This is a genomic window from Thermodesulfomicrobium thermophilum DSM 16697 (assembly GCF_059568695.1).
Map to the genome: position 1 here is coordinate 58,379 of NZ_JCANTW010000014.1, position 24,999 is coordinate 83,377.

28 protein-coding genes and 1 tRNA gene are annotated in these 24,999 nt (G+C 64.0%); 9 read left to right on the forward strand and 20 right to left on the reverse strand.

The genetic code is table 11. The features are described from left to right. The 5 genes from BR00_RS07555 to BR00_RS07575 form a co-directional block, all read right to left on the reverse strand. Window positions 1-1,209: a peptidase U32 family protein gene (locus BR00_RS07555; protein ID WP_496476984.1), complete on the reverse strand. Its 1,209-nt coding sequence runs from the start codon at window positions 1,207-1,209 to the stop codon at window positions 1-3. After that, a complete protein-coding gene (locus tag BR00_RS07560) occupies window positions 1,209-2,069 on the reverse strand; it encodes a PHP domain-containing protein (protein WP_496476985.1) in 861 nt (286 codons plus the stop codon). The genes BR00_RS07555 and BR00_RS07560 overlap by 1 nt, the downstream gene beginning before the upstream one ends. A gap of 54 nt (window positions 2,070-2,123) precedes the next feature. Further along, complete coding sequence (infA, locus tag BR00_RS07565) at window positions 2,124-2,342, reverse strand: translation initiation factor IF-1 (protein WP_496476986.1); 219 nt, start codon at window positions 2,340-2,342, stop codon at window positions 2,124-2,126. Between the two features lie 189 nt (window positions 2,343-2,531). After that, complete coding sequence (gene icd / locus BR00_RS07570) at window positions 2,532-3,686, reverse strand: NADP-dependent isocitrate dehydrogenase (RefSeq protein ID WP_496476987.1); 1,155 nt, start codon at window positions 3,684-3,686, stop codon at window positions 2,532-2,534. Between the two features lie 70 nt (window positions 3,687-3,756). Beyond that, window positions 3,757-4,398, reverse strand: a complete 642-nt coding sequence (locus BR00_RS07575; RefSeq protein ID WP_496476988.1) for a DUF502 domain-containing protein — start codon at window positions 4,396-4,398, stop codon at window positions 3,757-3,759. Window positions 4,399-4,580: 182 nt separating this feature from the next. Between BR00_RS07575 and BR00_RS07580 the strand changes: the two genes are divergently transcribed. Then, window positions 4,581-4,657 (forward strand) — tRNA-Arg (locus tag BR00_RS07580). Between the two features lie 142 nt (window positions 4,658-4,799). On the opposite strand, the gene BR00_RS07585 is transcribed toward BR00_RS07580, so the two are convergent. Genes BR00_RS07585 through BR00_RS07600 form a run of 4 tightly spaced genes read right to left on the reverse strand, consistent with a single transcriptional unit; the run spans window position 4,800 to window position 8,495 of the window. Continuing rightward, window positions 4,800-6,041 (reverse strand): replication-associated recombination protein A, encoded by a 1,242-nt coding sequence (locus BR00_RS07585; RefSeq protein ID WP_496476989.1) that lies wholly within the window; start codon window positions 6,039-6,041, stop codon window positions 4,800-4,802. Beyond that, a complete protein-coding gene (gene tsaE / locus BR00_RS07590) occupies window positions 6,038-6,517 on the reverse strand; it encodes a tRNA (adenosine(37)-N6)-threonylcarbamoyltransferase complex ATPase subunit type 1 TsaE (RefSeq protein WP_496476990.1) in 480 nt (159 codons plus the stop codon). Before tsaE ends, BR00_RS07585 begins: the two co-directional genes overlap by 4 nt. Window position 6,518: 1 nt before the next feature. Then, window positions 6,519-6,971 (reverse strand): CBS domain-containing protein, encoded by a 453-nt coding sequence (locus tag BR00_RS07595; protein WP_496476991.1) that lies wholly within the window; start codon window positions 6,969-6,971, stop codon window positions 6,519-6,521. A gap of 3 nt (window positions 6,972-6,974) precedes the next feature. Further along, complete coding sequence (locus tag BR00_RS07600; protein ID WP_496476992.1) at window positions 6,975-8,495, reverse strand: NAD(P)H-hydrate dehydratase; 1,521 nt, start codon at window positions 8,493-8,495, stop codon at window positions 6,975-6,977. 495 nt (window positions 8,496-8,990) lie between these two features. Between BR00_RS07600 and BR00_RS07605 the strand changes: the two genes are divergently transcribed. The 4 genes from BR00_RS07605 (at window position 8,991) to BR00_RS07620 (ending at window position 11,433) form a co-directional block, all read left to right on the forward strand. After that, on the forward strand, window positions 8,991-9,287 hold the full coding sequence (locus BR00_RS07605; protein WP_496476993.1) for a hypothetical protein: 297 nt from the start codon (window positions 8,991-8,993) through the stop codon (window positions 9,285-9,287). A 77-nt stretch (window positions 9,288-9,364) separates the two neighbouring features. Continuing rightward, window positions 9,365-9,712 carry a DUF2325 domain-containing protein gene (locus BR00_RS07610; protein WP_496476994.1) on the forward strand — a complete coding sequence of 116 codons (348 nt, stop codon included), beginning with the start codon at window positions 9,365-9,367 and terminating at the stop codon, window positions 9,710-9,712. A gap of 163 nt (window positions 9,713-9,875) precedes the next feature. After that, window positions 9,876-10,748, forward strand: a complete 873-nt coding sequence (locus BR00_RS07615) for a GGDEF domain-containing protein (protein ID WP_496476995.1) — start codon at window positions 9,876-9,878, stop codon at window positions 10,746-10,748. Further along, window positions 10,723-11,433 carry an HD-GYP domain-containing protein gene (locus tag BR00_RS07620; protein WP_496476996.1) on the forward strand — a complete coding sequence of 237 codons (711 nt, stop codon included), beginning with the start codon at window positions 10,723-10,725 and terminating at the stop codon, window positions 11,431-11,433. Before BR00_RS07615 ends, BR00_RS07620 begins: the two co-directional genes overlap by 26 nt. 108 nt (window positions 11,434-11,541) lie before the next feature. On the opposite strand, the gene BR00_RS07625 is transcribed toward BR00_RS07620, so the two are convergent. After that, a complete protein-coding gene (locus BR00_RS07625) occupies window positions 11,542-12,063 on the reverse strand; it encodes a periplasmic heavy metal sensor (RefSeq protein WP_496476997.1) in 522 nt (173 codons plus the stop codon). A 172-nt stretch (window positions 12,064-12,235) separates the two neighbouring features. Further along, window positions 12,236-12,586, reverse strand: coding sequence for a nucleotide pyrophosphohydrolase (locus tag BR00_RS07630; RefSeq protein WP_496476998.1), 351 nt, complete (start codon window positions 12,584-12,586; stop codon window positions 12,236-12,238). A 71-nt stretch (window positions 12,587-12,657) separates the two neighbouring features. On the opposite strand from BR00_RS07630, the gene BR00_RS07635 reads away from it, so the two are divergent. Next, window positions 12,658-14,016 (forward strand): ATP-binding protein, encoded by a 1,359-nt coding sequence (locus BR00_RS07635; protein ID WP_496476999.1) that lies wholly within the window; start codon window positions 12,658-12,660, stop codon window positions 14,014-14,016. Next, on the forward strand, window positions 14,009-15,403 hold the full coding sequence (locus BR00_RS07640) for a sigma-54-dependent transcriptional regulator (protein ID WP_496477000.1): 1,395 nt from the start codon (window positions 14,009-14,011) through the stop codon (window positions 15,401-15,403). The genes BR00_RS07635 and BR00_RS07640 overlap by 8 nt, the downstream gene beginning before the upstream one ends. Here the strand turns inward: BR00_RS07640 and BR00_RS07645 are convergent. Beyond that, window positions 15,346-16,050, reverse strand: a complete 705-nt coding sequence (locus BR00_RS07645; protein ID WP_496477001.1) for a hypothetical protein — start codon at window positions 16,048-16,050, stop codon at window positions 15,346-15,348. The two genes, BR00_RS07640 and BR00_RS07645, sit on opposite strands and share 58 nt — an antisense overlap. A gap of 76 nt (window positions 16,051-16,126) precedes the next feature. Here BR00_RS07645 and BR00_RS07650 point away from each other — a divergent pair, with 76 nt between their 5' ends. Continuing rightward, on the forward strand, window positions 16,127-16,789 hold the full coding sequence (locus BR00_RS07650) for a precorrin-8X methylmutase (protein ID WP_496477002.1): 663 nt from the start codon (window positions 16,127-16,129) through the stop codon (window positions 16,787-16,789). 3 nt (window positions 16,790-16,792) lie between these two features. On the opposite strand, the gene BR00_RS07655 is transcribed toward BR00_RS07650, so the two are convergent. Genes BR00_RS07655 through BR00_RS07690 form a run of 8 tightly spaced genes read right to left on the reverse strand, consistent with a single transcriptional unit; the run spans window position 16,793 to window position 23,768 of the window. Further along, entirely contained in the window at window positions 16,793-17,296 is a 504-nt protein-coding gene (locus BR00_RS07655; RefSeq protein WP_496477003.1) for a 4Fe-4S dicluster domain-containing protein, read from the reverse strand. Continuing rightward, window positions 17,293-18,354, reverse strand: a complete 1,062-nt coding sequence (locus BR00_RS07660) for an FAD-dependent oxidoreductase (protein ID WP_496477004.1) — start codon at window positions 18,352-18,354, stop codon at window positions 17,293-17,295. Before BR00_RS07660 ends, BR00_RS07655 begins: the two co-directional genes overlap by 4 nt. A gap of 28 nt (window positions 18,355-18,382) precedes the next feature. Further along, on the reverse strand, window positions 18,383-19,189 hold the full coding sequence (locus tag BR00_RS07665) for a tetratricopeptide repeat protein (protein WP_496477005.1): 807 nt from the start codon (window positions 19,187-19,189) through the stop codon (window positions 18,383-18,385). Window positions 19,190-19,207: 18 nt separating this feature from the next. Next, window positions 19,208-20,341 (reverse strand): glutamine-hydrolyzing carbamoyl-phosphate synthase small subunit, encoded by a 1,134-nt coding sequence (carA, locus tag BR00_RS07670; protein ID WP_496477006.1) that lies wholly within the window; start codon window positions 20,339-20,341, stop codon window positions 19,208-19,210. Next, window positions 20,338-21,069 carry a 3-deoxy-manno-octulosonate cytidylyltransferase gene (gene kdsB, locus BR00_RS07675; RefSeq protein ID WP_496477007.1) on the reverse strand — a complete coding sequence of 244 codons (732 nt, stop codon included), beginning with the start codon at window positions 21,067-21,069 and terminating at the stop codon, window positions 20,338-20,340. The genes carA and kdsB overlap by 4 nt, the downstream gene beginning before the upstream one ends. Then, window positions 21,066-22,289 carry a 3-deoxy-D-manno-octulosonic acid transferase gene (locus tag BR00_RS07680; RefSeq protein WP_496477008.1) on the reverse strand — a complete coding sequence of 408 codons (1,224 nt, stop codon included), beginning with the start codon at window positions 22,287-22,289 and terminating at the stop codon, window positions 21,066-21,068. Before BR00_RS07680 ends, kdsB begins: the two co-directional genes overlap by 4 nt. Beyond that, the gene (locus BR00_RS07685) at window positions 22,286-23,194 is read right to left on the reverse strand and encodes a D-alanine--D-alanine ligase family protein (protein ID WP_496477009.1); all 909 of its coding nucleotides are present in this window, start codon (window positions 23,192-23,194) and stop codon (window positions 22,286-22,288) included. The genes BR00_RS07680 and BR00_RS07685 overlap by 4 nt, the downstream gene beginning before the upstream one ends. After that, a complete protein-coding gene (locus BR00_RS07690) occupies window positions 23,151-23,768 on the reverse strand; it encodes an HDIG domain-containing metalloprotein (protein WP_496477010.1) in 618 nt (205 codons plus the stop codon). Before BR00_RS07690 ends, BR00_RS07685 begins: the two co-directional genes overlap by 44 nt. A 131-nt stretch (window positions 23,769-23,899) precedes the next feature. On the opposite strand from BR00_RS07690, the gene hypD reads away from it, so the two are divergent. Then, window positions 23,900-24,994, forward strand: a complete 1,095-nt coding sequence (hypD, locus tag BR00_RS07695; protein ID WP_496477011.1) for a hydrogenase formation protein HypD — start codon at window positions 23,900-23,902, stop codon at window positions 24,992-24,994. The last annotated feature ends 5 nt before the right edge of the window (window positions 24,995-24,999 follow it).

Below are 24,999 nucleotides of genomic sequence, written 5' to 3' on the forward strand. Positions count from 1 at the left end.
TTATGCGGGCCGCAGGATGGTCCCGAGGGTGATTTCCGGGTGTGCGCAGCGCAGCAGGACCGAGGTGCCCCCGTGCACGGTGGTCAGGCGGGCGCCGGCTTCGCTTTCCAGGCCGTAGTCGGTGATGCGCGGGCGCCGGAGCCTTGGCAGGACGAGCTCCAGCGGGGTGCCGGCTTCAAGGCGGAGGAGCACCGCCACACGAAAACAGCCTGGACCAAGGACTTCTTCCACCCGCAAGGCGGCTGCGGCCAGCGGCGCTTGGGGAAGCGGGAGGCGGCTGCGGCGCGGGGCGAAAAAACCCGTGGCCATGGGGCGGCCGGCGATGCGCGCCAACTCCGGCCAGTAGCGTTTGGGATGGAAGGAACCGGCGGCGAGATCGCGCAGGGCGGTGGCATAGATGTCGGTCACCGTGGTCACGTACCCCAGACTCTTGGTGCGGCCTTCGATCTTGAGGGCGTGGATGCCGTGGCGGGCAAACCAGGGCAAGGCGTGGAGGAGGCAGAGGTCCTCGCTGGCGAGAATCTGGGAGAATCCGTCGTGTTCGTGCAGCTCCCACAGCCGTTCTCCGGGGCGGAAGCGTTCTTCGAGGACTACGGCGGCGGGGCCGTGCGCCAGGTAGTCGTAGCGGCAGGGGTGGGCGCAGGCGCCCAGGTTGCCGGAACGCTCGAGCAGGTAGGCGGACAGCAGGCATTGGCCGGAGATGGCCATGCACATAGCCCCGTGCACGAAGACTTCGAGCTCCATGTCCGGGCAGGCGCGGCGTACGGCTCGCAGGCGCGCTGCCGAGAGCTCCCGGGCCAGGTTGACGCGCCGGGCTCCGTGATCCCGCCAGAAATGCACGCTCCAGGAATTGCTGGTATTGGCCTGGGTGGAGACATGCACCGGGATGTGGGGAAGCAGGCGCCGCGCTTGGGTGAGAACCCCGGGGTCAGCGACGATGAGGGCGTCGATGCCGGTATCGGCCAGGTCTTCGAGACGCTGGGTTATGGCAGTGAGGTGGTGTTCCTGGGCCAGGATGTTGAGGGCGTAGTACACCCGCGCCCCATGGCGGTGGGCCTGGGTCACCACAGCACGCAGCTCCGGGAGGGAAAAACCGTGGGCGCTTTGACGTAAGCTCAAGTCCGGGCCTCCCAGGTAGAGGGCGTGGGCGCCGAAGCGTAGCGCGGCTTCGGCCTTGGGAGGATTGCCTGCCGGGACCAAAAGTTCCATCACGCCTCCACGGGGAGCCCCATGCGGGCACGTACGGCCTTCATGCGCTCCACTAAGGCGTAGGGCCCGTGGAGCCCATTTTTCCCTCTGCCAAGAGCGATGGACGGTTTGTTGTCTCCATGAAAGTCGGAGCCGGCGCTCTCGAGGAGGTCCAATCGGCGGCAGAGCTCGGCAAAGAGTCGGGTTTGTGCTGGTGTGTGCAGGGAGTAGTAGACTTCGACACCGTCGAGGCCTGCGGCCTTGAGCTCGCCGAGGAGCGCCTCCAGGGGTTCGGGGTCGAGGTTCAGGGTGGAGGGGTGCGCCAGGATGACCGTGGCCCCTTCGGCCTTGAGGGCGGAGATGGCCTGGTGGGGAAGGAGCTTGGCCTTGGGCGCATATCCCGGTGTCCCAGGGCGCAGCCAGAGGTGAAAAGCCTCGTGGATGCTTGCGGCATGGCCCTTCTCCACCAAGAGCCGCGCCACATGCGGGCGGCCCACCACGCCACCGGCGGCGAAGGCTTGGAGCTCTGCGTCGTCGATATCTACGCCGTGGCGCCGGAGATTTTCCAAGATGAGGGCGTTGCGCTGGGCGCGCTTTTGGGCCAAATCATGGAGCAAAGCCGGCAGCGCCTGCATGCGCCTTGGCAGCCACAACCCCAGGATGTGCATGCTTCCGTGAGGAAAATGGACGCTTAACTCGCAGCCGCGGATGAACTCCACTCGTTTGGCCGCCTGGGCGGCTTCGTCGAGACCGGCCACAGTATCATGGTCAGTCAGGGCGAGGGCGCGGAGACCGACATCCTCGGCGTGGTGCACCAGCGCCGAGGGGGACAAGGTCCCATCAGAGGCCGTGGAGTGGGAGTGGAGATCGATATCCGCCATGGCGCACTCCGTGCCGCAGCTCAGACGGCGCCGCAGACGCACAGGGCGCGTGGCTTACTTGAAACGGTAGGTGATCCGTCCGCGGGTGAGATCATAGGGGGAGAGTTCCACTTTCACCCGGTCCCCAGGCAGGATGCGGATGTAGAATTTGCGCATTTTTCCCGAAATATGCCCGAGCACCTGGTGCCCATTGTCGAGGCGGACCCGAAACATGGCGTTGGGCATGGCTTCTTCCACCACGCCTTCCAATTCGATGCTTTCTTCCTTGGCCATAACCTTCCTTGCTGTGTGGATGTGGAAAAGACGAGGCTCTATAGCCTGGCCCTGGCGGCTTGACAAGCCATCCTTCGGGCCGTTTTCGGCGAAAGATGCCTATGGAGGGCGGCGGGGGCAGGCCCAGAGACCTCGTGCTGTCTTGGGGCGGTGAGGGTGCGGGGGAAAATGCCCCGCACCGATTGTCGATTATGCTTCCAACGCTGCAAGGAGCCGTTCGCCGAAAGCGGCGCAGCCCACCTGTTGGGCGCCCGGCATCTGTGTCGCGAGATCCACCGTGACGGTGCGCTGGGCAATGACCCGCTCCACCGCGCGGTGGATGCGGTCTGCCGCCTCTTTCCACCCGAGGTGTTCCAAGAGCAGGGCTCCGGAGAGCACGAGGCTTCCCGGGTTGGCCAGGTCTTTGCCCGCAATGGAAGGCGCGGTGCCGTGGGTGGGCTCGAAGAAGGCGAGGGTGTCGCTCATGTTGACCCCTGGGGCGAGGCCAAGACCTCCCACCTGTGCGGCCAGGGCGTCGGAGAGATAGTCGCCGTTGAGGTTGGTGGTGGCGATGACGTCGTACGCCTCGGGCCGGATGAGGACCTCTTGGAACATGGCGTCGGCGATGCGGTCCTTGATGGTCACCGCTGCAGGGGGACAGGCTTCCTGGCCCTCAGGAGCCACCTGGCCGGCGAATTCCTGGGCCGCCACTTCGTAGCCCCAGGCCCGAAAGGCCCCTTCGGTGTATTTCATGATATTGCCTTTGTGCACCAGGGTGACGCTGGTGCGCCCCTGATCCAGGGCAAAACGGATGGCGCGGCGCACCAAACGCTTGCTGCCGTGCTCGGTCATGGGCTTGATGCCGATGCCGCTTGCCGGGTCCACATTGCGGCCGAGCTCGTCGCGCAAAAAGGCGATGAGTCGGTTGGCTTCCGGGCTGCCTGCGGGCCATTCGATACCGGCGTAGACGTCCTCGGTGTTTTCCCGAAAGACCACCATGTTGACGCGTTCGGGGTGTTTCACCGGGCTTTCGATGCCGGGGAAATAGCGGATGGGGCGGATGCAGGCGTAGAGATCCAAGGTCTGGCGCAAGGTGACGTTGAGGCTGCGAAACCCGCCGCCCACCGGCGTCTCCAGCGGGCCTTTCATGGCGAGGCTCGCCTGCTTGAGGGTTTCGAGGGTCGCTTCCGGCAGGTAGGAGCCCGTAGCGGCGTAGGCCTTTTTGCCCGCCAAGAGCTCCTGCCAGTCCAGGGCCCGGCCGTCGGTGTAGCTCAGTTCCACGGCGCGGTCGATGACCGGCCGCGCCGCTTTCCAGACTTCCGGGCCGATGCCGTCTCCTTCGATGAAATAGACAGTAGGGTTCATGGACGCTCCTTGAAGTGAAATTGGGGCACGGTGCGTGCGCCGCCGTGGTCCTTCAGGGCGCGCCGGTTCGTCAAGGGGAGGGCGGTGTATGCGGTGAATTTCGGTGTGGCGGAGTGACGATGCCGCCGCTCATGATGAGCTTGAAGGCGTCTTCCACGCTCATGGAAAGGGCGATGACATCGGTCTCGGGGATGAGCAGAAGAAATCCCGAGGTAGGATTGGGGGTGGTGGGCAGGAAGACGTTGAGCACCCGCTCCTGGGTCTTGTCCTGTACTTCGCCGCTGGCCACACCGGTGACGAAGGCCACGGCGTAGATGCCCCGCCTTGGGTACTCGATGAGGACCACCCGTTGGAAGTCTTTGGCCGGGCCATGCATCAAGGTGTCCACGAGCTGCTTGACGGCAAAGTACACCTTATTGGCTAGGGGGACGCGGGTGATGAATTCGTCCCACAGGCGCACTATTTGCCGACCTACGTAGTGGCGCACGAGGAAGCCCGTGAGGATGAGCGCGGGAATGAGAACGAGCAGGCCAAGGCCCGGCACGGGAAACGGCAGCCAATGCTCCGGCCGCCACGCGCGGGGAAGGAGCAGGAAGATCTTGTCGATCCATTGAAGCACCAGGCGGATGAACCAGATGGTGATGACTGCCGGCAGGAGGGTGAAAAAGCCTGCCAGGATATTGGTTTTGAGAAATTGTCGCAGCTGCGCCATGATGACCTCCGCGTCGCACCCTAGCTGCCCGCCGTGCCAAGGACAAGGCTGCGAAGGGCTGCAGGAACGTCCGGAGGTTTTCGATATTCTCCTCCAGAAAAAGTACAGGCGCTCTTCGGTGCAATCTCGCGTCCAAAGCCTTGACGGCCGAGGGCGGGGCTGCATAAACGAAGCTCCCCTTGGCGCCCGTAGCTCAGTTGGACAGAGCAGGAGCCTTCTAAGCTCTTGGTCGGGGGTTCGAATCCTCCCGGGCGCGCCATGTTCTTAATGTGGAAAAACGGTACGGCGGGCGCCTTTGCCCGCCTTTTTTTATGGAAATTGCCGGCCCGCGCAGGCGTTGGGACGTTCGGGCCGTGGCATGGCGCCGCTGCGTGCCCGTCGGTATTGGCGGCCAGGGGTGCTTAGGGGGTGTTCTTGCTGCCTGGAGCCGGGCGCATACGGCGTTGGCGGACTTTGCGCAGCCAGGAAAGCAGCCGTTCTTCGTGACCGATACCCTTGGGGCGGTAGAAGTTGCGGCCTAAGAGCTCCGGGGGAAGGTACTCCTGTTCGGTCCAGCCGTCCGGATAGTCGTGGGGGTATTTGTAGCCGTGGCCGTATCCCCACTCGCGTTGCAGGGCGGTGGCGGCATTGCGCAGGTGCAGGGGCACCGGTCGCGCACCGTTGGCGCGCACTTCCTTTTGGGCGGTGCGGTAGGCGGCGTAGGTGGCGTTGTTTTTGGGTGCCAGGGCCAGATAAACCACGGTTTCCGCCATGGGGATGAAGCCTTCAGGCATTCCCACCCGTTCCACGGCTTGGTCGCAGGCCACGGCCAGGGGCAGGGCCGTGGGGTCGCCCAGTCCCACGTCCTCCGAGGCCGAGAGGATGAGACGGCGGGTGACGAAGCGTGGGTCTTCGCCGGACTCCAAGAGACACGCCAGGTAATAGAGGGCGGCGTCCGGGTCTGAGCCGCGGATGGATTTGATGAGTGCTGAGGCCAGCTCGTAGTGGGAGTCGCCGTCGCGGTCTCCGCGCAGGATGACTTCGGGCAGACGGGTTTTGAGCCGTTCCACCTCGCGGTCTGCTGCGGGCAGAGTGAGGGTGAATTCCAGCAGGTTGAGGAGGGTGCGGGCATCTCCGTGGCTGGCGGATACCAAGAGCTCGATACTGGGCTGGCTCAAGGACTCTCCGAGGCGGGCGAGGGCGCGCTGGGCCACGGCGGTGAGTTCGGCCGAGGACAAGGGCCGCAGCCGCAGCACGTGCAGGCGGGAGAGGAGCTGCTTGGTGACGCTGAAGGACGGATTTTCCGTGGTGGTGGCAATGAGGGTGAGCTCGCCGCTTTCGATGAGGGGCAGAAAGAAGTCCTGCTGCGCCTTGGAATAGCGGTGGAGCTCGTCAAGGATGAGGATCTCCTTGCCCGTGAGGTGCTTGCGCAGGGACGTGAGCCCCACCTCCGGGGCGGAGAGGCGCACGAAGGGGCGGCCTGTGCCCTGGGCAAGGAGCAGGGCCACGGTGGATTTGCCGCACCCCGGGGGGCCGAAAAGGAGCAGGCTGGGGAGCTTGGGGGCGGTGAGCAGCGCCTGGAGCCGGTCCCGGAAGTGGCCTTGGCCGATGAAGTCTTCCAGGGTTTGGGGCCGCATGGCCTCGGCAAGCGGGCGTCGGGTCATCGAGAGCCCTCCGCCAGGGCGGTGTGCACGGCCTCCACAATGCGGCGGCCGCGTTCGCCTGTTCCTTGCAAAGTAACCATGCGTCCCTCATGGGGGGGCTGCTGCCAGGTCACGTGCACCGCGGGCTCCACAGGGCGCGGCAGACGTTTTGCCCATTCCACCACCGCGAGGACCGTAGGGTCATCCAAGATATCTTCCAGCTCCTCACCGAGCATGCCGCCCGACTCCCGGTAGAGGTCGATGTGCACGGTCTCCGGCTGGGTGGGATAGCGGTTCATGAGGTTGAAGCTGGGGCTCGCCACTTCGGCTTCGAGGCCGCCGGGAAGCGCTTCCACCAGGGCCCGGGTGAGGGTGGTCTTTCCGGCGCCCAGCGGGCCGTCGAGAAGCAGCGCCGCCGGGCCGTGGGCGCGGATGGCCTCGGCCAGGGCGCGCCCCAGGCGCCAAGTGGCGTCGAGATCGGGGAGATGGATGGTCATGTTATGCGCGCAGCAAGGTTTGGATGACGTCCTTCTTGCCCACAATGCCTACGAGACGGCCGTTGTCCACCACCGGCAGGGTGTGGAACTTTTTGTCCACCATGAGGCTGGCCACCTTTTCCAGTGGGGTGTCCGGGGTGATGGTGGTCACGTGCGTGGTCATGGCGTCCGCCACCGTAGCTGCGGCGATGCGCCGCACTTCCTGCTCGTACTGCGCAGGGGACCCCAGGGGGAGGAAACCGTCGAGGACGGTAAAGAGCGACGGTACCGGCAGTTTCTTTTGCAAGCGCACGAGATCGCTTTGGGTGAGGATACCGACGATGGTGCCGGCTTCGTCCACCACAGGCGCGCCGTTGATGTCGTGTTCGAGAAGCAGGCGGGCGGCGGCGGTGATGTCGGTCGTTGGGGAAAGGGTGACCACGCGGGTGGTCATGATGTCGCGGGCAGTGGACATGGGTTACTCCTTACATACATGGGGAAGGGTTTCGGCGATGTCGAGGGCGGTATTGCCTCGGAGAGGAAAGGTCTGCCGCAGGGCGTCGCCCGCTTTCCCGTGCCAGTACACCGCGGCGCAGGCGGCGTGGCGGGCAGGAGTGCCGCCGGCGAGCAGGGCGCCCAGCACACCGGCGAGCACGTCTCCCGAACCTGCTACGGCGAGGTTGGGCGTACACCAGGGGGAGACCGCCATGGGGGCTTCGGGACTCGCCACGAGGGTGGCTGCGCCTTTGAGCACCAGGTGGCATGGGTGCGCGGCCACCCACGCGCGGGCATGCTCCTGACGTTTGGCATTGATGTCCTCGGCGCTGGTGGCGAGAAGGCGTGCCATTTCGCCAGGGTGCGGGGTCAGGACGGCGTCTTGGGGGATGCGCTCCAAAAGGCTTCGGTCTTGGGCCAAGTGGAAGAGGGCGTCGGCGTCGAGCACTAGGCGCGGGTGCGGTCTTTCGAGGTACGCCGCCACCAGGGCCGCGGCCTCGGCACTGCGGCCAAGCCCCGGTCCCAGAAGGACACTGTCGAAACGGTGGGCGTTTTCGTGCAGTCGAGCTGCCGCCTCGCGTCCCCATGCGGGGCCGAGGCTCATGGTCATGGTCTCGGGAAACGGAGCGCCTTGGGCGAGGAGTCCTTCCGGAGCCGCCCAGGTGACCAGTCCTGCGCCGGCGCGGTAGGCGGCACGGGCGGCGAGCAGCGGGGCGCCGGTAAGGCCGGGGCTTCCTCCCACCACCAGCACGTGCCCGGCGATGCCTTTGTGCATGGCGGCGGTGGGGGTGGGGACGTATTCCCAGACTTCAGGTCCCAGGGCGACGTGCGCCGTGGGATGCGCTTCCTTGATGTGCCGGGGGATACCGATCTTGCCCACCACCATGGAGCCGACGAAGGGCCGCGCCGGCGGCAGGACGAGGCCCAGTTTGGGCTCCTCAAAGGTGACGGTGAGAGTGGCGTGGACCGCCACGGGCTGGGGCTCACCGGTATGGCCGCACAGGCCCGATGGAATGTCCAGGGCCAGGACCAGTGCCCGCTTTCCCAGGCGGTTGATGGTCGTGATCCAGCGGGCGTATTCGGGGCGCAGGGGGCCTACGAATCCGGTGCCAAGCAGGGCGTCCACCACGATGTGGGCGCAGTGGAGAAAATCTGCTTCGTATTCCGGGAGATATTCCAGGGCGGCGTCCATGCGGCGCAGCAGCTGGAGATGGTAGCCTGCGTCGCCGGAGTAGCTCTCCATGGGCTTGGCGTGAAGCACCAAGACCTGGGCGCCGAGATTGATGAGATGGCGCGCCAGGGCGAACCCGTCACCTGCATTGTTGCCGGCCCCGGCAAAGACCACCACCCTTTTCCCGCGTACGGATCCGGCGTGGGCCTCCAGGGCGGCCAGGGCCGCACGACTGGCGTTCTCCATGAGGACGGTCCCGGAGAGTCCGAATTCCTCGATGGTGCGTTGGTCCCAACGGCGCATTTCCTCGGGCGTGGGCAAGGGGTGGGGCATGCAACCTCCTTGAACTTCGAAGGGGATGCTAGTGAAAGACGTGACCTCTGGCAAGGCGCGCTCCCAAAAGCCCAAAAAGAAGCGGGGCGGAAGGTGCCGCCCCGGGAAGTTCAGGAAGGAGACAAGGGTTTGAAGACGGTCTGGGCCTCAAAACACCAGAGAGATGGTTTGCTTTGTGGTGATCAACGTGCCTCCTTGGTTTGATGTCCTCGTTGCACGTTTCCCTCTCAACACGCCTCTCGTCGCCTGTTGGCTTCGGGTTTTGAGTGGTGGTCGACACACCGAGGAAGGCGTCCCTTCCAACACTGTGCGCACGGCTTTTGAGTGGCCATGGCGCAGATATTTGTCAAGGGAAAATGTCTTTTGGGTGTCTTTATGGAGACATTAATATTTAATTATTTGAAATAAAATATATTTTTTGGATGAACGAAAAAAGACCGTCGTCCGTTTGGAGCTGATGGGGATGCGGGAGTGCGCAGATGTTGGTGTATCTCGATGCGCTTCACCCGCCTTCTGATTCGCGAATATTTCGACCGCTGCCTGCTCGATCACAAAAACTCGCCGCGCTTCCTTGGTCTTTATGAATGCGCCATCCCGAGTCTTCATGGGATGTCATTGGTATTGCCCGGCAACAGAAAAATATCGCCCCTTTCGGGTCAATCTCTTGATCGATCCGAAAATGGCTTTGATCCGGCACGAGAGTCATTCTTGAGAGAAGAGTCTAAGCCCGAAGACGGCATCTGCCAGGGCTGGGGAAAATTTGATCTTATGAAATCGTTGTCAGGGGATTGACAGTTGTTTTTTCGTTTGATTAGCAAAAAATTGTTAGACGAAACTAATCTTGATTTTTTTCAAAGAATGAGGTTTTTATGAAAAAAAACAATAAAATTAATAAGAAAAAGTGTAAGTCCGTCGGCGCCTCTAGAATTATGGTGTTAGGTGGCGTTGAAGGAATGGCAGGGACGCTGCGCCAATGTCTGGAGGAGCGCGGTTTTTCGTGTTTCTACCATCCGGGGCATATGACATCAGGCTGCCGGCGTTTGGAAGAGGCGGTGCGGCGTTCGCGCTGCGTCTTGTGCTGCCTGCGTTGCAATTCCCATGGGGCTTGTCTGGCAGCCAAGAAGTTTTGCCGGAAACACGGCGTTCCTATCCGTTTTGTGCCTAATGTCAGCATTTCCAGTATCAAGAAAATTCTCACAGAGGTAGATTTATGCTGAGTTGGGAAGCACGTTTGGATCAGTGGATGCGCAAGGCATCGCAGCGGGGGGCAGGGGTGCTTGGAAGTCCCCGCTGGGTAGAAGGTCGGAAGAGGCGTGAGGGAAGCGTTCACCAGTCTCTGCGTCAGAAAAAGATTGAGACAAAGGAGGTCTGCACAGAAGCATGAAGAGACATATTGGGGTTATTGGCCGATCAACTGTCTTTGTGGTGTTCTTTTTTGTGCTTCCTTGGGCGGGGATTCTGTTGGCAGCGGAGATGGGCTTTGTGTCCAATGTTTCTGGGATGGGGGCAGGCTTGGTAGCCGTATATTTGGCCCTTTTGGTGCCTGTGTCACGAGCCTATGCCCATTGGGTCTTTCTGGCTGATGTCCGGCGAATCAACCAGGCTTTGGCTCGCATGCGGCTCGGGGATTATGACGTCGTCTTCTCCGTAGGCGAGGAGCGCCCCGACGAAGACGAGATGATTCGGCTTTTGCGGAATATGAATTGGGTGGCGCGCCGCATCCGTGCCGATATCTGCACCCTTTCTCGGCACGCCCAAGAGATGCGTTCCATGAGTTTTCGCGATGCGCTCACGGGATTGGGGAATCGTCGCGGCCTGGAGGCTGTCTTTCACGAGGCCATGTGTCGGGGAGAGTCCATTGCTCTTGCCCTCATGGATTTTGATCGTTTCAAGGCGGTCAACGACACCTATGGGCATCTGGAAGGAGACGCCGTGTTGAAGATATTTGGGCGCATTCTTTATGAAGGGGTGCGCTCAGAGGTGGACTATCCATTTCGTTTGGGAGGCGATGAGTTCGGTGTGATTTTTCGTAACACGAGTCTTGTGGATGCTTGCGATGCATGCCGCCGTATTGCAGATCGTTTTGCTTCAGAAAACGTGTATAAGTGCACTGTTTCTGTAGGGGTAATATCTACACGTCTTGGGTTAGCGAGTTGTTTGCCCGATATTCTGTCGAAGTGTGATCGTGCATTGTATCAAGCAAAAACACAAGGAGGAAATGTTGTTCATGGATTTGATATCGGAGGGGAGTAAACCAGACCTCGTAGCTTGCTCCTCCATCACTATACATCAAATTGCCGAGGCATTGGGGCGGGCTGTGGACGCTAGGGACCCGGGCACCTATACCCATTCCGAAGAAGTCGCTGCCATAGGACACATCTTGGCGTTGCGCATGGGCCTTTCTCCCCGTTGGGCCGAGATGGTGCACATCGCTGGGCATCTTCATGATATCGGCAAGATTCGCATTCCAGACTATATCCTCCGGAAGCCTGGTCCCCTGACTCCGACTGAAATGGCTGTCATGCGTACCCATGCGGAGGCTGGGGCCAGCATTTTGGAGCCTGTGGAGATTTTCCGTTTGCCAGGAGGAGTAGCGGACATGGTCCGTTTCCATCACGAGCGCTATGACGGCTCAGGCTATCCTCGGGGGCTCCGTGGCCGCACCATTCCTTTAGGGGCACGCATACTGGCAGTAGCGGACAGCCTCTCGGCAATGCTTCAAGAACGGCCCTACAAAGAACCCATGGATTTTGATGCGGCTTTGCGGGAAATCCGAAGCCTTTCCGGAACCTGGTATGATCCGCGCGTGGTGGCAGCCTTGCTCGATTCCGTGGAGTCCGTACATCAGGCGTGGAGCGCTGTCCGAGGGGAGCCTGTGCCCATGTGCCTTGAGGATGTCTTAGAAAAAGAGTGTTTCAAAGCCAATGGCTCGGCTTGAGTCGGGAGGTGCGTGTTTCTTGCACGAGGAACGGACACGGTCAGACACGAGATAGCGGCCTGGAGGGAGTTCCAGGCCGCCTGAGGAAGGAGAGGGAAGGAGGAAGGGTTAGTTGGCGGGGCCGCCGTCCATCATGCCGCAATTGCCCATCATGCCGCAGCCGCGCCCCATCTTGCGTCCCATGCCGCAGCCGCCCATGCCATAGGGCAGGGTGATGCCGAGTTCGCTCTTGACCTTGGCGCGGAAGGCGTCCTGCTTGGTGCGCATCTGGGCGCGCAGATCCGTGAGCTCCTTGATGAGGGACTGGATGGTTTCGGGCTTGGTGTTGGGGTTGGCGGCCAGGGCGCGCAGCTCTTGGTGCTTGGCCCACATGGCGTCCTGCAAGGGGGCCATCTCCGCCTGGTGGGCTTCCTGCAGGGCGTCAAAAGCAGCCTGTTTTTCCGGCGGGATGGGGGAGGCGTGCTGCATCATGCCCATCATGCCGCCGCCGTGCCCCATGCCGTGTCCCATGCCGTGTCCCATGTCGTAGCCCGATCCATGTCCCGGAGCAGTGGTGTTGGCGGCAAGCACCGGGGCAGCGAAGAGGGCGCACAGGGCGATGGTGGCGATGGCTTTGGTTGTCCGTTTCATGTTGCAATCTCCTTGTGTTGAATGGTTGGGAGGAAGAGGATGCCTTCTTGGTATCCAAGGAGCGTGCCAACGTTCAAACGGCGGAAAATCGGGGCGGATGCGGTGGTTTTGCAGGGTATGGTGGATATAAACTTTCCAGTTGCCTGGTCACGGTGGTTGGAAAGTATCCATCTTAGGGTGGCGTGGTGAGTTTGGGATTGGAGCGGTGACGGTCCCGGTCACGGCGGGTCTTTTTTTCGAGGTTCTGGGCAAGGGCGGCGTTCAGGTCCACGCCGGTTTGGTTGGCCAGGCACAGGAGCACGAAGAGTACGTCCGCCATCTCGTCGGCCAGATCATCCTTTTCGTGGGGCTTGAAGCTTTGGTCGCCGAAGCGGCGCACCATGATGCGCGCCAGCTCCCCCACTTCTTCCATAAGGATGCCGAGGTTGGTGAGTTCGGAGAAATAGCGTACGCCGATGGTGCGCACCCAGGTGTCAACGATCTCTTGCCATGCGTGCAGGCTGCGGTCATGTGTGCTTTCCATGGCCAAATGGTAGCCTTTTTGCTAGGATCCGGCAACGCTGCGCACGAAGCTGCGCACGAAGGAGATCTTCCGTGGAGATATTTTCGGACCGGACGCATCAGCTGGCCGAGCGGGTGGCTGGGGTGGCCTGGGTGATGGCCATGGTTTTGGCCGTGGTGGTCTCGGCCCTGGCCGTCATGCATAGCGGCCGCATGCAGGAAACCGCCGCCCAGGTGCTCATGACCCAAGGAGATACCTTGATTCGGGTCCTGGAGGCCGGGGCGCGTATGGGCCACGCCGGCGGTGGGCTCTTTGGCCTGGGGCGGGTCATGGATGAATTGGTGGGCCGTAGGGACGTGGAGGCCGTGGCCGTGCTCGACCACGACCTGCGCCCCATGGCGGTGAGCGCCCGCACCCGCCGGGTGATCGAAGGGCTCGATTTTGCCTCCTTGGTTCCGGAGAGGTATCCCAAGTTTCGTATCCTTGCGGATACGGAGCCGACGCTCTTTGTGGTATACCGGCGTTTTCGTCCAACTCCTCGGCCCATGGGCCCGCGTCGGGAGAGCCCTGGCTGCGTGGACCCCGAGTGTGGAGAGTGGGTGGCTTTGGTGGCCTTGGACGCCCGGGAGTACGTGGAGGCCGGGATCCATGACCGCCACACTCAAGCCGTGGCGGTGCTGACCGGAGGGGCGTTGGTGGTGTTGGGCGGGGTTTCCGTGTTTTGGCGTCGCCGGGTGCGTGGCCTGCAGGAAGCCATGGCCCGGCAGGCGCAGCTGGCCATGGTGGGGAGTCTCGCCGCCGGCGTGGCGCATGAGATCCGCAACCCCTTGAGCTCCATCAAGGGTTTTGCCACCTACTTTGCCGGCCTCTTTGCCGAAGACTCCCGTGAGGCCGCCATGGCGCGTTTGGCGGTGGAAGAAGTGGGGCGCATGGACCGGAGTATCTCCGAGCTCTTGGACCTGGCACGGCCGTTTCGCCTTGTCCGCGCCAAGCAGGACGTGGCAGCGCTCTGCCACGATGCCGCGCGCCTGGTGGCTCCGGAATGTGCCTCCCAGGGGATTGCGGTGGAGGTGCGCGCCTCTTCCGGAGTCGTTGTTTTTTGGGATGCCGACCGTATCCGACAGGCCTTGCTCAATCTGCTACTCAACGCCATCCATGCCATGCCCGATGGCGGAAGGCTCACGCTTTCGGCCCGGGTGGGGCGCGAGGGCGTGGAGATCCTCGTGAGGGATACTGGGCACGGCATTGCTCCAGAGCATATGCAGCGTATCTTCGACCCCTATTTCACCACCCGCGGATCAGGCACCGGCTTGGGGCTGGCCATTACCCGCCGTATCGTGGACGCCCATGGCGGTCGCATCGAGGTGCAGTCGCGGCTTGGGGAGGGCACCACCGTGCGTTTGATGATCCCGGCGGAACCGGCAGACATGGAGGACGCGCAGGATGGATAAGGCACGTATTCTCGTCGTCGAAGACGACCACGCCCATGGCGTGATGCTGGAAGTGATGCTCTCGGGATGGGGGTACGAGGTGGTGCGCGTGGAAGACGGCGAAGCCGCCGTGGAGCAAGTGCGCGCAGAGCCCTTCGACGCGGTGCTCACCGACATCCGCATGGCCCGGATGGATGGGATCACTGCGTTGCACCACATCCGCGCCATCAATCCCGCCTTGCCGGTGCTCATCATGACCGCCTACTCCTCGGTGGAGAGCGCCATCCAGGCGGTACGCGAGGGGGCGTATGATTATCTGCAAAAGCCGTTGGACTTTGAACATCTACGCCTTGCTCTCGCCCGTGCCGTGGATCATGGCCGCTTGAAGTTGGAAAACGTGCGCCTGCGCGAGGTGGTGGAGCGGGCCTCGGGCGAGCCGGAGCTGGTGGGCTCGTCGCCGGCCATGCGCGAGCTTTTCCGCACCATCGATGCCGTTGCGCCCACCGAGGCCACGGTGCTCATCACCGGGGAGTCGGGCACGGGCAAGGAATTGGTGGCTCGGGCCATCCACCGGGCGAGCCTGCGGGCTTCAGGGCCGCTGGTGACGGTCAATTGCGCGGCCCTTCCGGAGCAGCTTTTGGAATCCGAGCTCTTTGGTCACGAAAAAGGGGCTTTTACCGGCGCAGATCGCCCCCGGGACGGCCGCTTCCTCAAAGCCCACGGCGGGACGCTCTTTCTCGATGAGATGGGAGAACTTCCCCTGACGGTGCAGGCCAAACTCTTGCGCGCGGTGCAGGAAGGTGAGGTGCAGCGCTTGGGTTCCGACCGGGTGACGCAAGTGGACGTGCGCATTCTTGCGGCCACCAATCGGGATTTGGCTGCGGAAGCGGCTGCCGGTCGGTTTCGGGAGGACTTGTACTACCGCTTGAGTGTCATCACCGTAGCGGTGCCGCCGCTTCGGGCGCGGCGTGAGGACATCGTCTTGTTGGCGCACCATTTTTTGCAACGGTATGCCGAGCGCAACCATCGCACGGTCCGCGCCTTTTCTCCCCGCGCCATGGACGCGCTCTTGCGCCACGACTGGCCGGGCAATGTGCGGGAGCTGCAAAACGCCGTGGAGCGGGCGGTAATTCTGTGCCCGGCAGAAACCATCGATCTGGAGGACTTGCCTGCTTCCGTGCGCTCCACAGTGGAGAGTGCGCCGCAGGAGGGGGCGGGCGGCCCCAGAAGTTTGGAAGACGCCGAGCGGGAACGCATCGTGGAGGTGCTTCGCGAGACCGGCGGCAACAAAAGCCAAGCGGCGCGCATCCTGGGCATCACCCGGGTGACGCTGCGGGCCAAGATGCGGCGTTACGGCATTGAGGACGAGGACAGGCAGGCGAAGTCGCTCGCCGGGCTTTCCCAGTGATGGGTGAGCAGCCCCGGCTGGTTGTATGGCTGGTGGCAGAGGCAACTGCCGTCCGGTGCGACCACGCAGGTGGCCGCTGCCTGGCGGGGATGGGCAGGCCCGACACTGGCGATGGGGATCCTGGCCTCGGCGCTGCGGCAGATGAGTGCCTTTTCGTGAAACGAGGCATCCGGGTCGCACCAGGTGCGCGGCGGGATGCCGTCGCCGTCGAGCACCGTCCCATGGCTGTGGAAGACGATTTGGGCGCCGTGACGCACCAAGGGGCGCAGGCAGTCTCCCTGGGTCCAGAGGACATCCCCCAACACCAGACCAAAACAGCGCCCGGCAAGCTCGAAGACCGGGTAGCAGTGGGAGACTCCGGGTTGGTAGAGGGCGTGGATGGCCCCGGAGGCGTCGATCACGGCCACGGACTCTTGGCCGGATGCGGCGTCGAACACCGGCAGCAGGAGCGCGAGGCGGCAGTCGTGGGCCAGGCGCGCTGCGTCGTGGATGAGCGGGGTCGGGTCTTCCGATGTGGTGATGGAGCGGGAGGAGAAGCAGAGCACGCCCACACCGAGGTTGCTTGCTTGCCGCACAAGGGCATGTACCGTATCGAGAACGTCGCTGCTGCCGTGATCCAAGGGAAGTGATGCCAGACCGATATGCATGAGTATCCTTGGGCTGGAGATCCGGGACAACGGGAGGCTTCTTATTGAGAACTATCGCACAATTCAAGAGAAAATCATGTTACAAGACTGCAGAGCCCTTCGGGACCTTCTGAGCGCCGTAGCCCCGGAAGACATCGAGCCCCTTTCCATGGCGCGCATCGACGCCGAAGTGGGGGAGCCCAAGCCCTTTGCGGGCCCGCAGTGGGCGGTGGCCCGGCGTGTGGTCCATGCCTGTGCGGACCTGGAGATTTTGGACTCGATCGTGTTCCACCCGCAGGCCGTATCTGAGGGCATTGCGGCCCTGCGAGCCGGGGCGCGCATCGTCACGGACACCCATATGGCCCGCATGGGTATTCCCATGCGTCGTTTGCAGCCCCTGGGGGCTACGGTGGAGTGCCTCTTGGGGGACGCACGCGTCGCTCAACGGGCGCGGCGCGAGGGGCTGACGCAAACCGCCGCGGCCATGGACGTCCTGATGGAAGAAGGGGGCGCGGACATCATCGTCATCGGTAACGCCCCCACGGCCTTGGTGCGCCTTGCCGAACACCTGCTTGCCGGGGCGCGGCCGCCCCGGCTGGTGGTGGCCATGCCGGTAGGCTTTGTCAACGCCTCGGAATCCAAAGAGTTTTTCTTGGCGTGCTGCCCCAAGGTGCCGAGCATCGTGCTGCGGGGGCGCAAAGGCGGCTCCCCATTGGCGGCCAGCGCCGTCAATGCCCTTGCTGCATTGGCGCTGGCCTGAGGCTCAATCTTTGTGGGGTTTGCGGATATGGCGGAGCACCCGGGCCTCGGCCAGCTCCGCCTCTTCGGTCTTGAGGGCGGCCAGTTCCGTCTCGTCCACGTATTGGATGGCACCGCAGGGACACATCTCGGCGCATGCCGGGTGCATGCCGATCTGCCGTCGGCTGGCGCACAGGTCGCACTTGGTGATCATCACCCCTTTGTCCGTCTCCAGCATGGCGCCGTACGGGCACGCGAGGATGCAACTGCGGCTTTCACACCCGCGGCACAGCAAATATTGGTGGATGACGGCCCCGTCCTGATCCTGGACGATGGCTCCCCGCTTGCATGCCCGCATGCATTTGGGTTCTTCGCAGTGGTGGCAATAGAGTGGCACCATGACTCCGTCGATGGTGCGGGTCATTTGAATGCGCGGGACGTCATGCACGAATTTGCATACGTACTCACACGTTTCGCAGCCGATGCATTTACTGTAGTCCACGTAGAGGACTTTGCGTTCAGGGTTCATCTGCGCCTCGTGCGTTCGTCTTTGGCCATGAGGTCGTCGTAGGCGTACGCATCAAGCCGGTCCTGGGCCTTGAGATCCAGCCAATTGGCCAGGGATCTGGCCGCCTTGAGGCCGCTGTACACCGCTTTGCCGATCTTGCTGGGACCGGTGAGGGCGTCTCCGGCCACGAACACGTTTTCGATGTCCGTCATGTGCAGCCACCGCACCTCGCCTTTGCGGACGTTTTCCAGGCCCAGTTCCCGGGCAAAGGGCGGGGTGGCGATCTCGCCGATGGCGGTGACCACCATGTCCACGGCCAGGGTGATGGCGCCGTGCTCCGGGTGGCTGAGTTCGATGCCTTCCACGTGGGCATCACCGAGGATGCGCACCGGAGTGACCCGTTCGTGCCAATGCACCCCCATGGACTGGAGGCGTTCGATCTCGAAGGAGCCGCACGGCGCTTCTTTGGCGGTGCGACGGTAGAGATGGTGCACCATGGCCGCCCCCAGACGCAGGGCGCTATGCGCTACGTCCACGGCCGAATGCCCGGCGCCGATGACCGCCACCACCTTGCCGGCGACTTCCACGGGCTTGGCCTGAGGGGCGCAGTAGTGGACGGCGCGGATGGGAAAGAGGAATTCCAGGCCGGAATAGACTCCCGGCAGGTCTTCCCCAGGGATGCCGAGCTTGCGTGACTTCCACGCGCCGGTGCAGATGATGCTGGCGTCGTGGCGTTTGACGATGTCCCCAAGGCCGAGCACTTCCCGGCAGAAGTGGTCGCCTTCTTCCTCGAAGAGAGGGGCGGAACAGCAGATCTTGGTATGGCTTTGGAAGACCACTCCAAATTGGCGCTCCATGTGGCGGATGCCCGCCTCGATGCGCTCTTTGGGGATGCGGTGTCCGGGGATGCCGAAGCGCATGAGCCCCCCGGGTTTGGGGAGCTTGTCGTAGACGGTCACCTGATAGCCCAGACAGGAAAGATACCCTGCCGCGGTGAGTCCTGAGGGCCCGGCGCCCACGATACCCACGCTGCGGCCGTTGGGGGGCGCGGGTTCTTTGCAGAGGAAATTGAAGTTCATATCGGCCTCGTGCGTACGTGTGCGTGAGTTAGGCGCGCTGCATCTGCTTGTGCGCATAAAGGCGCATCTTGCGGGCTTCGTCGAAATCGGCGTTGAGGGCCAGGGCCTTGTCCGCGCATTCCATGGCCCGTTTCCATTGGCGCATGTCCAGATACACCCGGCCGAGGTTGAAGTGGAGGTATTCGTCCTTGGGCGCGCGCGTCAGGGCGTGGAGATAGCACTGCTCCGCTTCTTCCAGGTGGCCGGCCTTGCGCAGCGTCATGGCCAATTTGTTGAAGATATGGGCGGACTCGGGGTTTTGGGCGTGGGCCTCCTTGAGCATGGCAATGGCCAGGTCCAGCACGCCGTGCTCAAGGAACAGGTCGGCAATGGCCTCTTTGAGGTCGGTGTCCTCGGGCGCGGTTTCGATGACTTTGCGCGCAGCGCGTTCGGCCTCGGCGCTGTTGCCCGCAGCCACGGCGGCCTCCAGCTTGGCCCAGAGCTCCTGACGTTTGGCCTCCAGGGACTGCATGCTCACTTGAAGCTCCTCCTGGAAGTTTTCCTGGAGGAAGCTGTAGAGTTCCGTGAGACTCTGGGCCAGCTCCTTTTCCATGCCGGGCTTGTAGAGGATCTGCAGGGGATAGATCTTTTTGAGACCCTGGTCGTTGGCGAGAAAATAGGCGGCCTTGTCCAGAGACTCCTGGAAGGCCTTGAATTCGTGCTTGAGCAATTGGGCCCGGAGCACGAACTGCGTGGCCTCCAGGAGGTTGCGTACCGCCGAGAGGAGCTTGCCCTGTTTGAGCAGGCCATAGACATCGTTGAGTTGTTTTTTGGCTTTGAGCACTTCGGCGGACATGGGTGTTCTCCTTGGCGTTTAGACCGGGGCGCCGGTTTCCAGCATCCGGGCAAAGCGCGGGAAGAAGGCCTGGCAGTCATGGGGGCCAGGGCCGGCTTCCGGGTGGTGCTGCACGCAGAAGATGGGTTTTTCCCGGTGGCGGAAGCCTTCCAAGGTCTTGTCGTTGAGGTTGATGTGCGTCTGCTCCAGGTGGTCCAGGCCCGAGATGTCTACACAAAAACCGTGATTCTGGGAGGAGATGTCGATCTTGCCGGTGGAGAGGTCCTGCACCGGGTGATTCACGCCGTGGTGGCCGAACTTGAGCTTGAAGCTGCGGCCGCCCAGGGCCAGGCCCAAGAGCTGGTGTCCCAGGCAGATGCCGGCCACGGGGAATTCGTCACAGAGCTGGCGGATGATGGCGATCTCCTCCGTGAGGGCCGCGGGGTCGCCGGGACCGTTGGAGAGGAACACGCCGTGGGGGGAGAGCCGCCGCACGGCCTCGGCGGGGAAGCGTGGCGGTACGCCAATGATGGCGATGCCTTGCGCCTCCATGAGGCGCAGGATGTTCCACTTGACGCCGTAGTCGTACACCACCACCCGGAAGCGTCCACCCTCGGGCCAGCAGGGCAAGCCGTCTTGGTTTTGCGGGGCCGGGACGGGGCCCTGCGGTGTCCAGTGGTACGGCGCCTTGGGGGCGACATGGTGCGCAAGTCCTGCCCCTTCCATGGGGGGGAGGCTGCGGGCCTTGGCCATCAGGGCCTCGGGGTCGTCCACTTCCGTGGAGATGACGCCGCGCATGGCGCCGTGGATGCGCAGGTGCCGGGTGAGCGCCCGGGTGTCGATGCCTTCCAGCCCCATGACCCCGTGCCGGGAGAGGTATCGGGGCAGACTTTCCGTGGCCCGCCAATTGGAGGGTGTCGTGCAGCATTCACGCACGATGAGCGCCGCGCAGTGGATGCGGCCGGACTCCACGTCTTCGGGGTTGATGCCGTAGTTGCCGATGTGCGGGTACGTCATGCACACCATCTGGCCAAAATAGGACGGATCCGTGAGGATTTCCTGATATCCGGTCATGCCGGTGTTGAAGATGACTTCCCCGCCGGTTTCGCCCGGTCCGGTGAACGAGGTTCCGGGGAACAGGGTGCCGTCTTCCAGGGCAAGGAGAGCTTTCATGATGCCTGCTCGTTGAGGATGCGGGTTACGGTGTCGATGTCTTCCGGCCGGTCCACACCGAAGCTCATGTGGTGCGTTATGGCCACGTGAATGGGAATGCCGGCCTCCAGAAGGCGCAGTTGCTCCAAACATTCCATGCGTTCCAAAGGACTTTGGCCCAGTTTGGCAAACTTTTCAAGAAGCGGCAGCCGGAACCCGTAGAGGCCGATGTGCCCCAGGTACTCGGCTTCCTGGTCGCGGCCGTACGGGATAGGCGCGCGGGAGAAGTACAGCGCCCGGCCGTCGGTGGCGCGCACCACTTTCACCGTGTCCGGCCGTGTGGCCTCATGGGCGCTGATGGGCCGCGCCAAGGTGGTGATTCCCACTTCGGGGCGGGCAAAGGGCGCCACCAGGGCGTCGAGCATCTCCGGGTGGAGCAGGGGTTCGTCACCCTGGATGTTGAGCACGACCGTGTCCGCTGTGGCCTTCAGGATGCGGGCGGCTTCCAACACCCGGTCGGAGCCGCTGGGGTGATCGGGTCGGGTGCGCACCACGGCCACCCCCAGGTCGCGGGCTGCGGCCTCGATGCGTTCGTCGTCCGTGGCGAGCACCACGCGCCCGACCGCAGGGCTTGCCGCGGCCCTGGTGGCCACGTGCCAGAACATGGGTTTGCCGAGGATGGGCGCCAGGGGTTTTCCGGGAAAGCGGGTGCTCGCGTAGCGGGCGGGGATGATGGCAAGGACGTTCATGGTTGGGGCAAAGGCTCCAGAAAGGGGGTGAGCAGACGGACGATATGGCGCGCGCCATCGGCCTGGGCGGCCACGGCTGCGGCAAAGGCCGCGCGCACGGCGTGTCGCGGCGGCGCTGGGAGCAGCAGCGATTGGGCGGCTTCGCGCGGGGTGGTGGTGCGAGTCACCCATTGGTCAACCAGCTGTTGGCCCACCCAGGCGAAGTGTTCCCAGTGCGGGCCGATGGAGGGGAGCACGCCTTGGGCCAAGGGTTCGAGAAAATTGTGACCGCCGCCCACGAAAGTCCCGCCCACGAAGGCGCGGTGGGCCATGGCGTAGGCGGCGCGCAGTTCGCCGAAGCGGTCTCCCAGCAGCACCTCCCCGGGGGCGATGGGGCGGTTTTCCGAGCGCAGTCGAAAGGGGATGCCGGCGCGCTCCAGGTGTTTTTGCCAGGCAGCCACCCGGTGCAGGTGGCGGGGGAAGAGGAGGATGCCCGCCTGGGGGGCCAGGGCGCGCAGATGGGTGATGAGGGCGAGCACCATGTCCTCTTCTTCGGCGCGCACGGAGCCCAGCACCAGGACCGGACTGGTGGCCGCCGCCATCTGGGCGAGGTCCGCTGGGGGTGTCTCCTCGGGGTCCAGGGCCAGGGCGAATTTGAGACTGGGGACCACCTCCACCTGCGCCTGCGCAAACAGGGCGGCAAAGCGGGCCGCGTCCTGCGGGCTCACGGCGGCGACCACCGCGGGCCCCATGGAGGAAAGCCAGGGGCGAAGGCGCAGGTAGCGGGCAAAGGAGCGCCGCGTCATGCGGGCGCTGGCCACGACCACCGGGATGCGGCGCGCGGCACAGGCCGCAAGGATGCCGGGCCAAAGCTCGGTCTCCAGGAGCACCACGGCCCTCGGCGCGGCCTGGTCCAGCAGGCGGCCCACCAGTGCGGGGTGGTCCCAGGGCTGGTGGCGCACGGTAAGACGGATCCCCCGGGCGGATGCCTGGGGGGCGCAGGAGGCGAGAAAGTCCCGGCCTTGGGTGGTGGTGGCGGTGGCGAGGATATCGAGGGGCGCCGGGAGCGCTGCCAAAAGCGGGGCCACCAGCCGGCACTCTCCGGCGGAGGCGGCTTGGATCCAGAGCTGGCAGCGGGGGGCCGTGGTGCGCATGAGCCGTTCGGCTGCGCCTGCGCGCAGGCGTGGGTGCAGCAGGACGGGCGCGGCAAGGGTGGCAAGCAGGGCGTAGAGGCGGTTCATGACTGCTTGCGCATCCCCAGCCGGATGAGTTCGGCAAGCAGGTCTTCGAAGGAAAGCCCCACAGCCGCGGCCTCTTGGGGCAAGAGGCTCGTGGCGGTCATACCCGGCAGGGTGTTGGTTTCGAGAATCCAGAGCGTTCCTTCGCCATCCATGAGAAAATCCGAGCGGCTGTAGTCGGCAAGTCCTAAAGCCTCATGGGCGGTTTGAGCCATCTCTTGGAGTTTTCGGGTGGTGGCGGCATCCACGGGTGCAGGGCAGATTTCGTCGCTGGCGCCGGGCAGGTATTTGCTCGCGTAGTCGAAGAAGCTGCCGGCCTTGGGGCGGATGAGGATCGGCGGAAGCGTCTTGCCTTCCAGGACCCCGCAGGTGAGCTCCACGCCGTGGATGCATGCCTCGGCGATGAGGTCTTGGCCGCGCACTTCGGGCCGGGCGAGCTGGGTTATGAGCTCGGCCTCATTGGTCACAAAGGCGACGCCCACGCTGGAGCCGCCCCGATTGGGTTTGAGCACCAAGGGATAGGGCAGCCGGGGGCGCCACGATGCGGCCCGGTTGGCGGGCACGAGCTCCCAGGCCGGAGTGGCGAGCCCGGCACGGACAAAGACGGCCTTGGCCGCGGCCTTGTCCAGGGCGAGCAGAGAGCCGCGCGGCCCGGCGCCTTGGTAGGGGAGCGGGATGGTCTCGAGAAGGGCCTGCACCACGCCGTCTTCGCCGGGGGAGCCGTGGAGGTTGAGCAACGCGAAGTCCTGGCCTTGGGCGGCGTCGAAGAGCCCGTGCAGTCCGCCTTCGGGGTCGAAGCGCCGCACCTGGTGCCCCAGGCGGCGCAGCGCGGCTTCGATCTGTTCGGCCCCGCGCAAGGAGACGTCACGCTCCGGAGACCAGCCTCCGGCAATCAAAAGGATGTTCATGCAGTGGCACTCCCAAATAGGTGCTCAAGATGGATTCCAGTTGCCGGGCTTGGGCCCAGGTGCGGTGGATGTGCTCCCGGCTTTGGGGGGTGTGGCCGTAGCGCTCCAGGAGATCGGTGAAACGCTCGTCCACAGAGACGATCTCTTCGTGCCGCACCCGTTTGTCGCTGTACGAGACCACGAGGGGAAGGAAGTGGAGCTCCGGGTCCAGAGGCCCGGGCCAATACACGTGGTGGAGCACCCCTTGCGCCAGACGCGGATTTCCCGTGCACTCCATGACCCAGGCCGCCCCCAGCTGGCTGTGGTTGCCGCCGTGGCGGATGCAGTAGGTCTTGCCGAGGTCATGGAGCAGGGCCGCGGCCCGCACCAGGCGGACGGCGTCGGCGGCGCCGAGATCCGCGGCGATGGTTTTGCCCGCGGCTGCCGCCAGAGTGGCGATTTCCGTGGCAATGGCCGCCACCTGGGCGCTGTGGCGCTCGATGTGCGGCAGCATGTCGTAGGTTCGCCACCATGCCTGGCACGTTTCGTCCGAAGGGATGCGCCCGCACGGCGCGGCAGGGATGTGGTGGAGCATGGCAGGTCCGTGGGTCATGGAAACAGACGTTTTTGGCGGGGCGCGGTTGACACGGCCCAAGGCCGGCCTTTAGCAGGGTCGCCGGTAAAAGCAAACGCCTTGCGCGCTCTCTATCCCTGGCAGGAGGTCCCATGGATCAGCGTATTGATGGCTTTCATGATCCCGCGTTGTGCCGCTCTTTGGTGGGGGCCATTCGCGAGCGGTTGGCGGGCCGGCGCCTTCGTTTCATGGAGGTGTGCGGCACCCATACGGTGGCCATTTTCCGCTCCGGCATCCGCTCGGTGCTGGCGGACGTAGTGGATCATCTCTCCGGGCCAGGGTGCCCGGTGTGTGTCACCCATGACCGCGAGGTGGCGGCGTTTTTGGATTTGGCCTCCCGCCCCAACGTGACCGTGGCCACCTTTGGCGATCTCATGCGCGTTCCCGGCCCCGGGGGCCGCAGCCTCAAGGCCGCCCAGGCCGAGGGTGCCAGGGTGAAGATCGTCTATTCTCCGGCCGATGCCCTGGAGTGGGCCGCCTCGCATCCCGAAGAGCAGGTGGTGTTCTTGGGCGTGGGCTTCGAGACCACGGCGCCTGCGGTGGCGGCCACCCTCCAGATGGCCAAGGCGCGGGAGATCATGAACTTTTCCGTGCTGAGCATGCACAAGCTGGTGCCGCCGGCCCTGGCCGCCTTGGCCGCGGACCCGGACATCTCTCTGGATGCCTTCCTCCTCCCTGGCCATGTCTCCGCCATCATCGGCACCGAGCCGTACCAATTCCTGGCCACGGAGCACGGCATCCCGTCAGTGGTCGCCGGTTTCGAGCCCGTGGACGTCCTGGATGCCATCAAGACCCTGGCGGAGATGACCGCAAGCGGCACGGCGCGGGTGGAAAACTGCTATCGCCGGGTGGTGGCGGACGCAGGCAACCCCCGGGCCATGGCCATTTTGCACGAGGTATTCGCCGTCACCGACGCCCCCTGGCGCGGCATCGGTGTCATCCCGCGCAGCGGTCTCGCCCTGCGGCCCGAGTACGCCCCGTGGGACGCCCGCGTGGTGTTCGCCGTGGAAGAGCAGGACGTGCCGCCCATCCCCGGCTGCCGCTGCGGCGAGGTGCTCAAGGGTAAACTCGCCCCGGACGGGTGCCCGCTCTTCGGTCGGGCCTGCACCCCGGCAGCTCCGGTGGGACCGTGCATGGTGTCCACCGAAGGCTCGTGCGCCGCATACTTCAAATACCGGGTGCGCTAGCCCGG

Coding starts and splice junctions, on each gene's coding strand:
- BR00_RS07555 (WP_496476984.1), bottom strand. CDS start 1,209: ATGGAACTTTTGGTCCCGGCAGGCAATCCTCCCAAGGCCGAAGCCGCG.
- BR00_RS07560 (WP_496476985.1), bottom strand. CDS start 2,069: ATGGCGGATATCGATCTCCACTCCCACTCCACGGCCTCTGATGGGACC.
- infA (WP_496476986.1), bottom strand. CDS start 2,342: ATGGCCAAGGAAGAAAGCATCGAATTGGAAGGCGTGGTGGAAGAAGCC.
- icd (WP_496476987.1), bottom strand. CDS start 3,686: ATGAACCCTACTGTCTATTTCATCGAAGGAGACGGCATCGGCCCGGAA.
- BR00_RS07575 (WP_496476988.1), bottom strand. CDS start 4,398: ATGGCGCAGCTGCGACAATTTCTCAAAACCAATATCCTGGCAGGCTTT.
- BR00_RS07585 (WP_496476989.1), bottom strand. CDS start 6,041: ATGACCCGACGCCCGCTTGCCGAGGCCATGCGGCCCCAAACCCTGGAA.
- tsaE (WP_496476990.1), bottom strand. CDS start 6,517: ATGACCATCCATCTCCCCGATCTCGACGCCACTTGGCGCCTGGGGCGC.
- BR00_RS07595 (WP_496476991.1), bottom strand. CDS start 6,971: ATGTCCACTGCCCGCGACATCATGACCACCCGCGTGGTCACCCTTTCC.
- BR00_RS07600 (WP_496476992.1), bottom strand. CDS start 8,495: ATGCCCCACCCCTTGCCCACGCCCGAGGAAATGCGCCGTTGGGACCAA.
- BR00_RS07605 (WP_496476993.1), top strand. CDS start 8,991: ATGCGCTTCACCCGCCTTCTGATTCGCGAATATTTCGACCGCTGCCTG.
- BR00_RS07610 (WP_496476994.1), top strand. CDS start 9,365: ATGAAAAAAAACAATAAAATTAATAAGAAAAAGTGTAAGTCCGTCGGC.
- BR00_RS07615 (WP_496476995.1), top strand. CDS start 9,876: ATGAAGAGACATATTGGGGTTATTGGCCGATCAACTGTCTTTGTGGTG.
- BR00_RS07620 (WP_496476996.1), top strand. CDS start 10,723: ATGGATTTGATATCGGAGGGGAGTAAACCAGACCTCGTAGCTTGCTCC.
- BR00_RS07625 (WP_496476997.1), bottom strand. CDS start 12,063: ATGAAACGGACAACCAAAGCCATCGCCACCATCGCCCTGTGCGCCCTC.
- BR00_RS07630 (WP_496476998.1), bottom strand. CDS start 12,586: ATGGAAAGCACACATGACCGCAGCCTGCACGCATGGCAAGAGATCGTT.
- BR00_RS07640 (WP_496477000.1), top strand. CDS start 14,009: ATGGATAAGGCACGTATTCTCGTCGTCGAAGACGACCACGCCCATGGC.
- BR00_RS07645 (WP_496477001.1), bottom strand. CDS start 16,050: ATGCATATCGGTCTGGCATCACTTCCCTTGGATCACGGCAGCAGCGAC.
- BR00_RS07650 (WP_496477002.1), top strand. CDS start 16,127: ATGTTACAAGACTGCAGAGCCCTTCGGGACCTTCTGAGCGCCGTAGCC.
- BR00_RS07655 (WP_496477003.1), bottom strand. CDS start 17,296: ATGAACCCTGAACGCAAAGTCCTCTACGTGGACTACAGTAAATGCATC.
- BR00_RS07660 (WP_496477004.1), bottom strand. CDS start 18,354: ATGAACTTCAATTTCCTCTGCAAAGAACCCGCGCCCCCCAACGGCCGC.
- BR00_RS07665 (WP_496477005.1), bottom strand. CDS start 19,189: ATGTCCGCCGAAGTGCTCAAAGCCAAAAAACAACTCAACGATGTCTAT.
- carA (WP_496477006.1), bottom strand. CDS start 20,341: ATGAAAGCTCTCCTTGCCCTGGAAGACGGCACCCTGTTCCCCGGAACC.
- kdsB (WP_496477007.1), bottom strand. CDS start 21,069: ATGAACGTCCTTGCCATCATCCCCGCCCGCTACGCGAGCACCCGCTTT.
- BR00_RS07680 (WP_496477008.1), bottom strand. CDS start 22,289: ATGAACCGCCTCTACGCCCTGCTTGCCACCCTTGCCGCGCCCGTCCTG.
- BR00_RS07685 (WP_496477009.1), bottom strand. CDS start 23,194: ATGAACATCCTTTTGATTGCCGGAGGCTGGTCTCCGGAGCGTGACGTC.
- BR00_RS07690 (WP_496477010.1), bottom strand. CDS start 23,768: ATGCTCCACCACATCCCTGCCGCGCCGTGCGGGCGCATCCCTTCGGAC.
- hypD (WP_496477011.1), top strand. CDS start 23,900: ATGGATCAGCGTATTGATGGCTTTCATGATCCCGCGTTGTGCCGCTCT.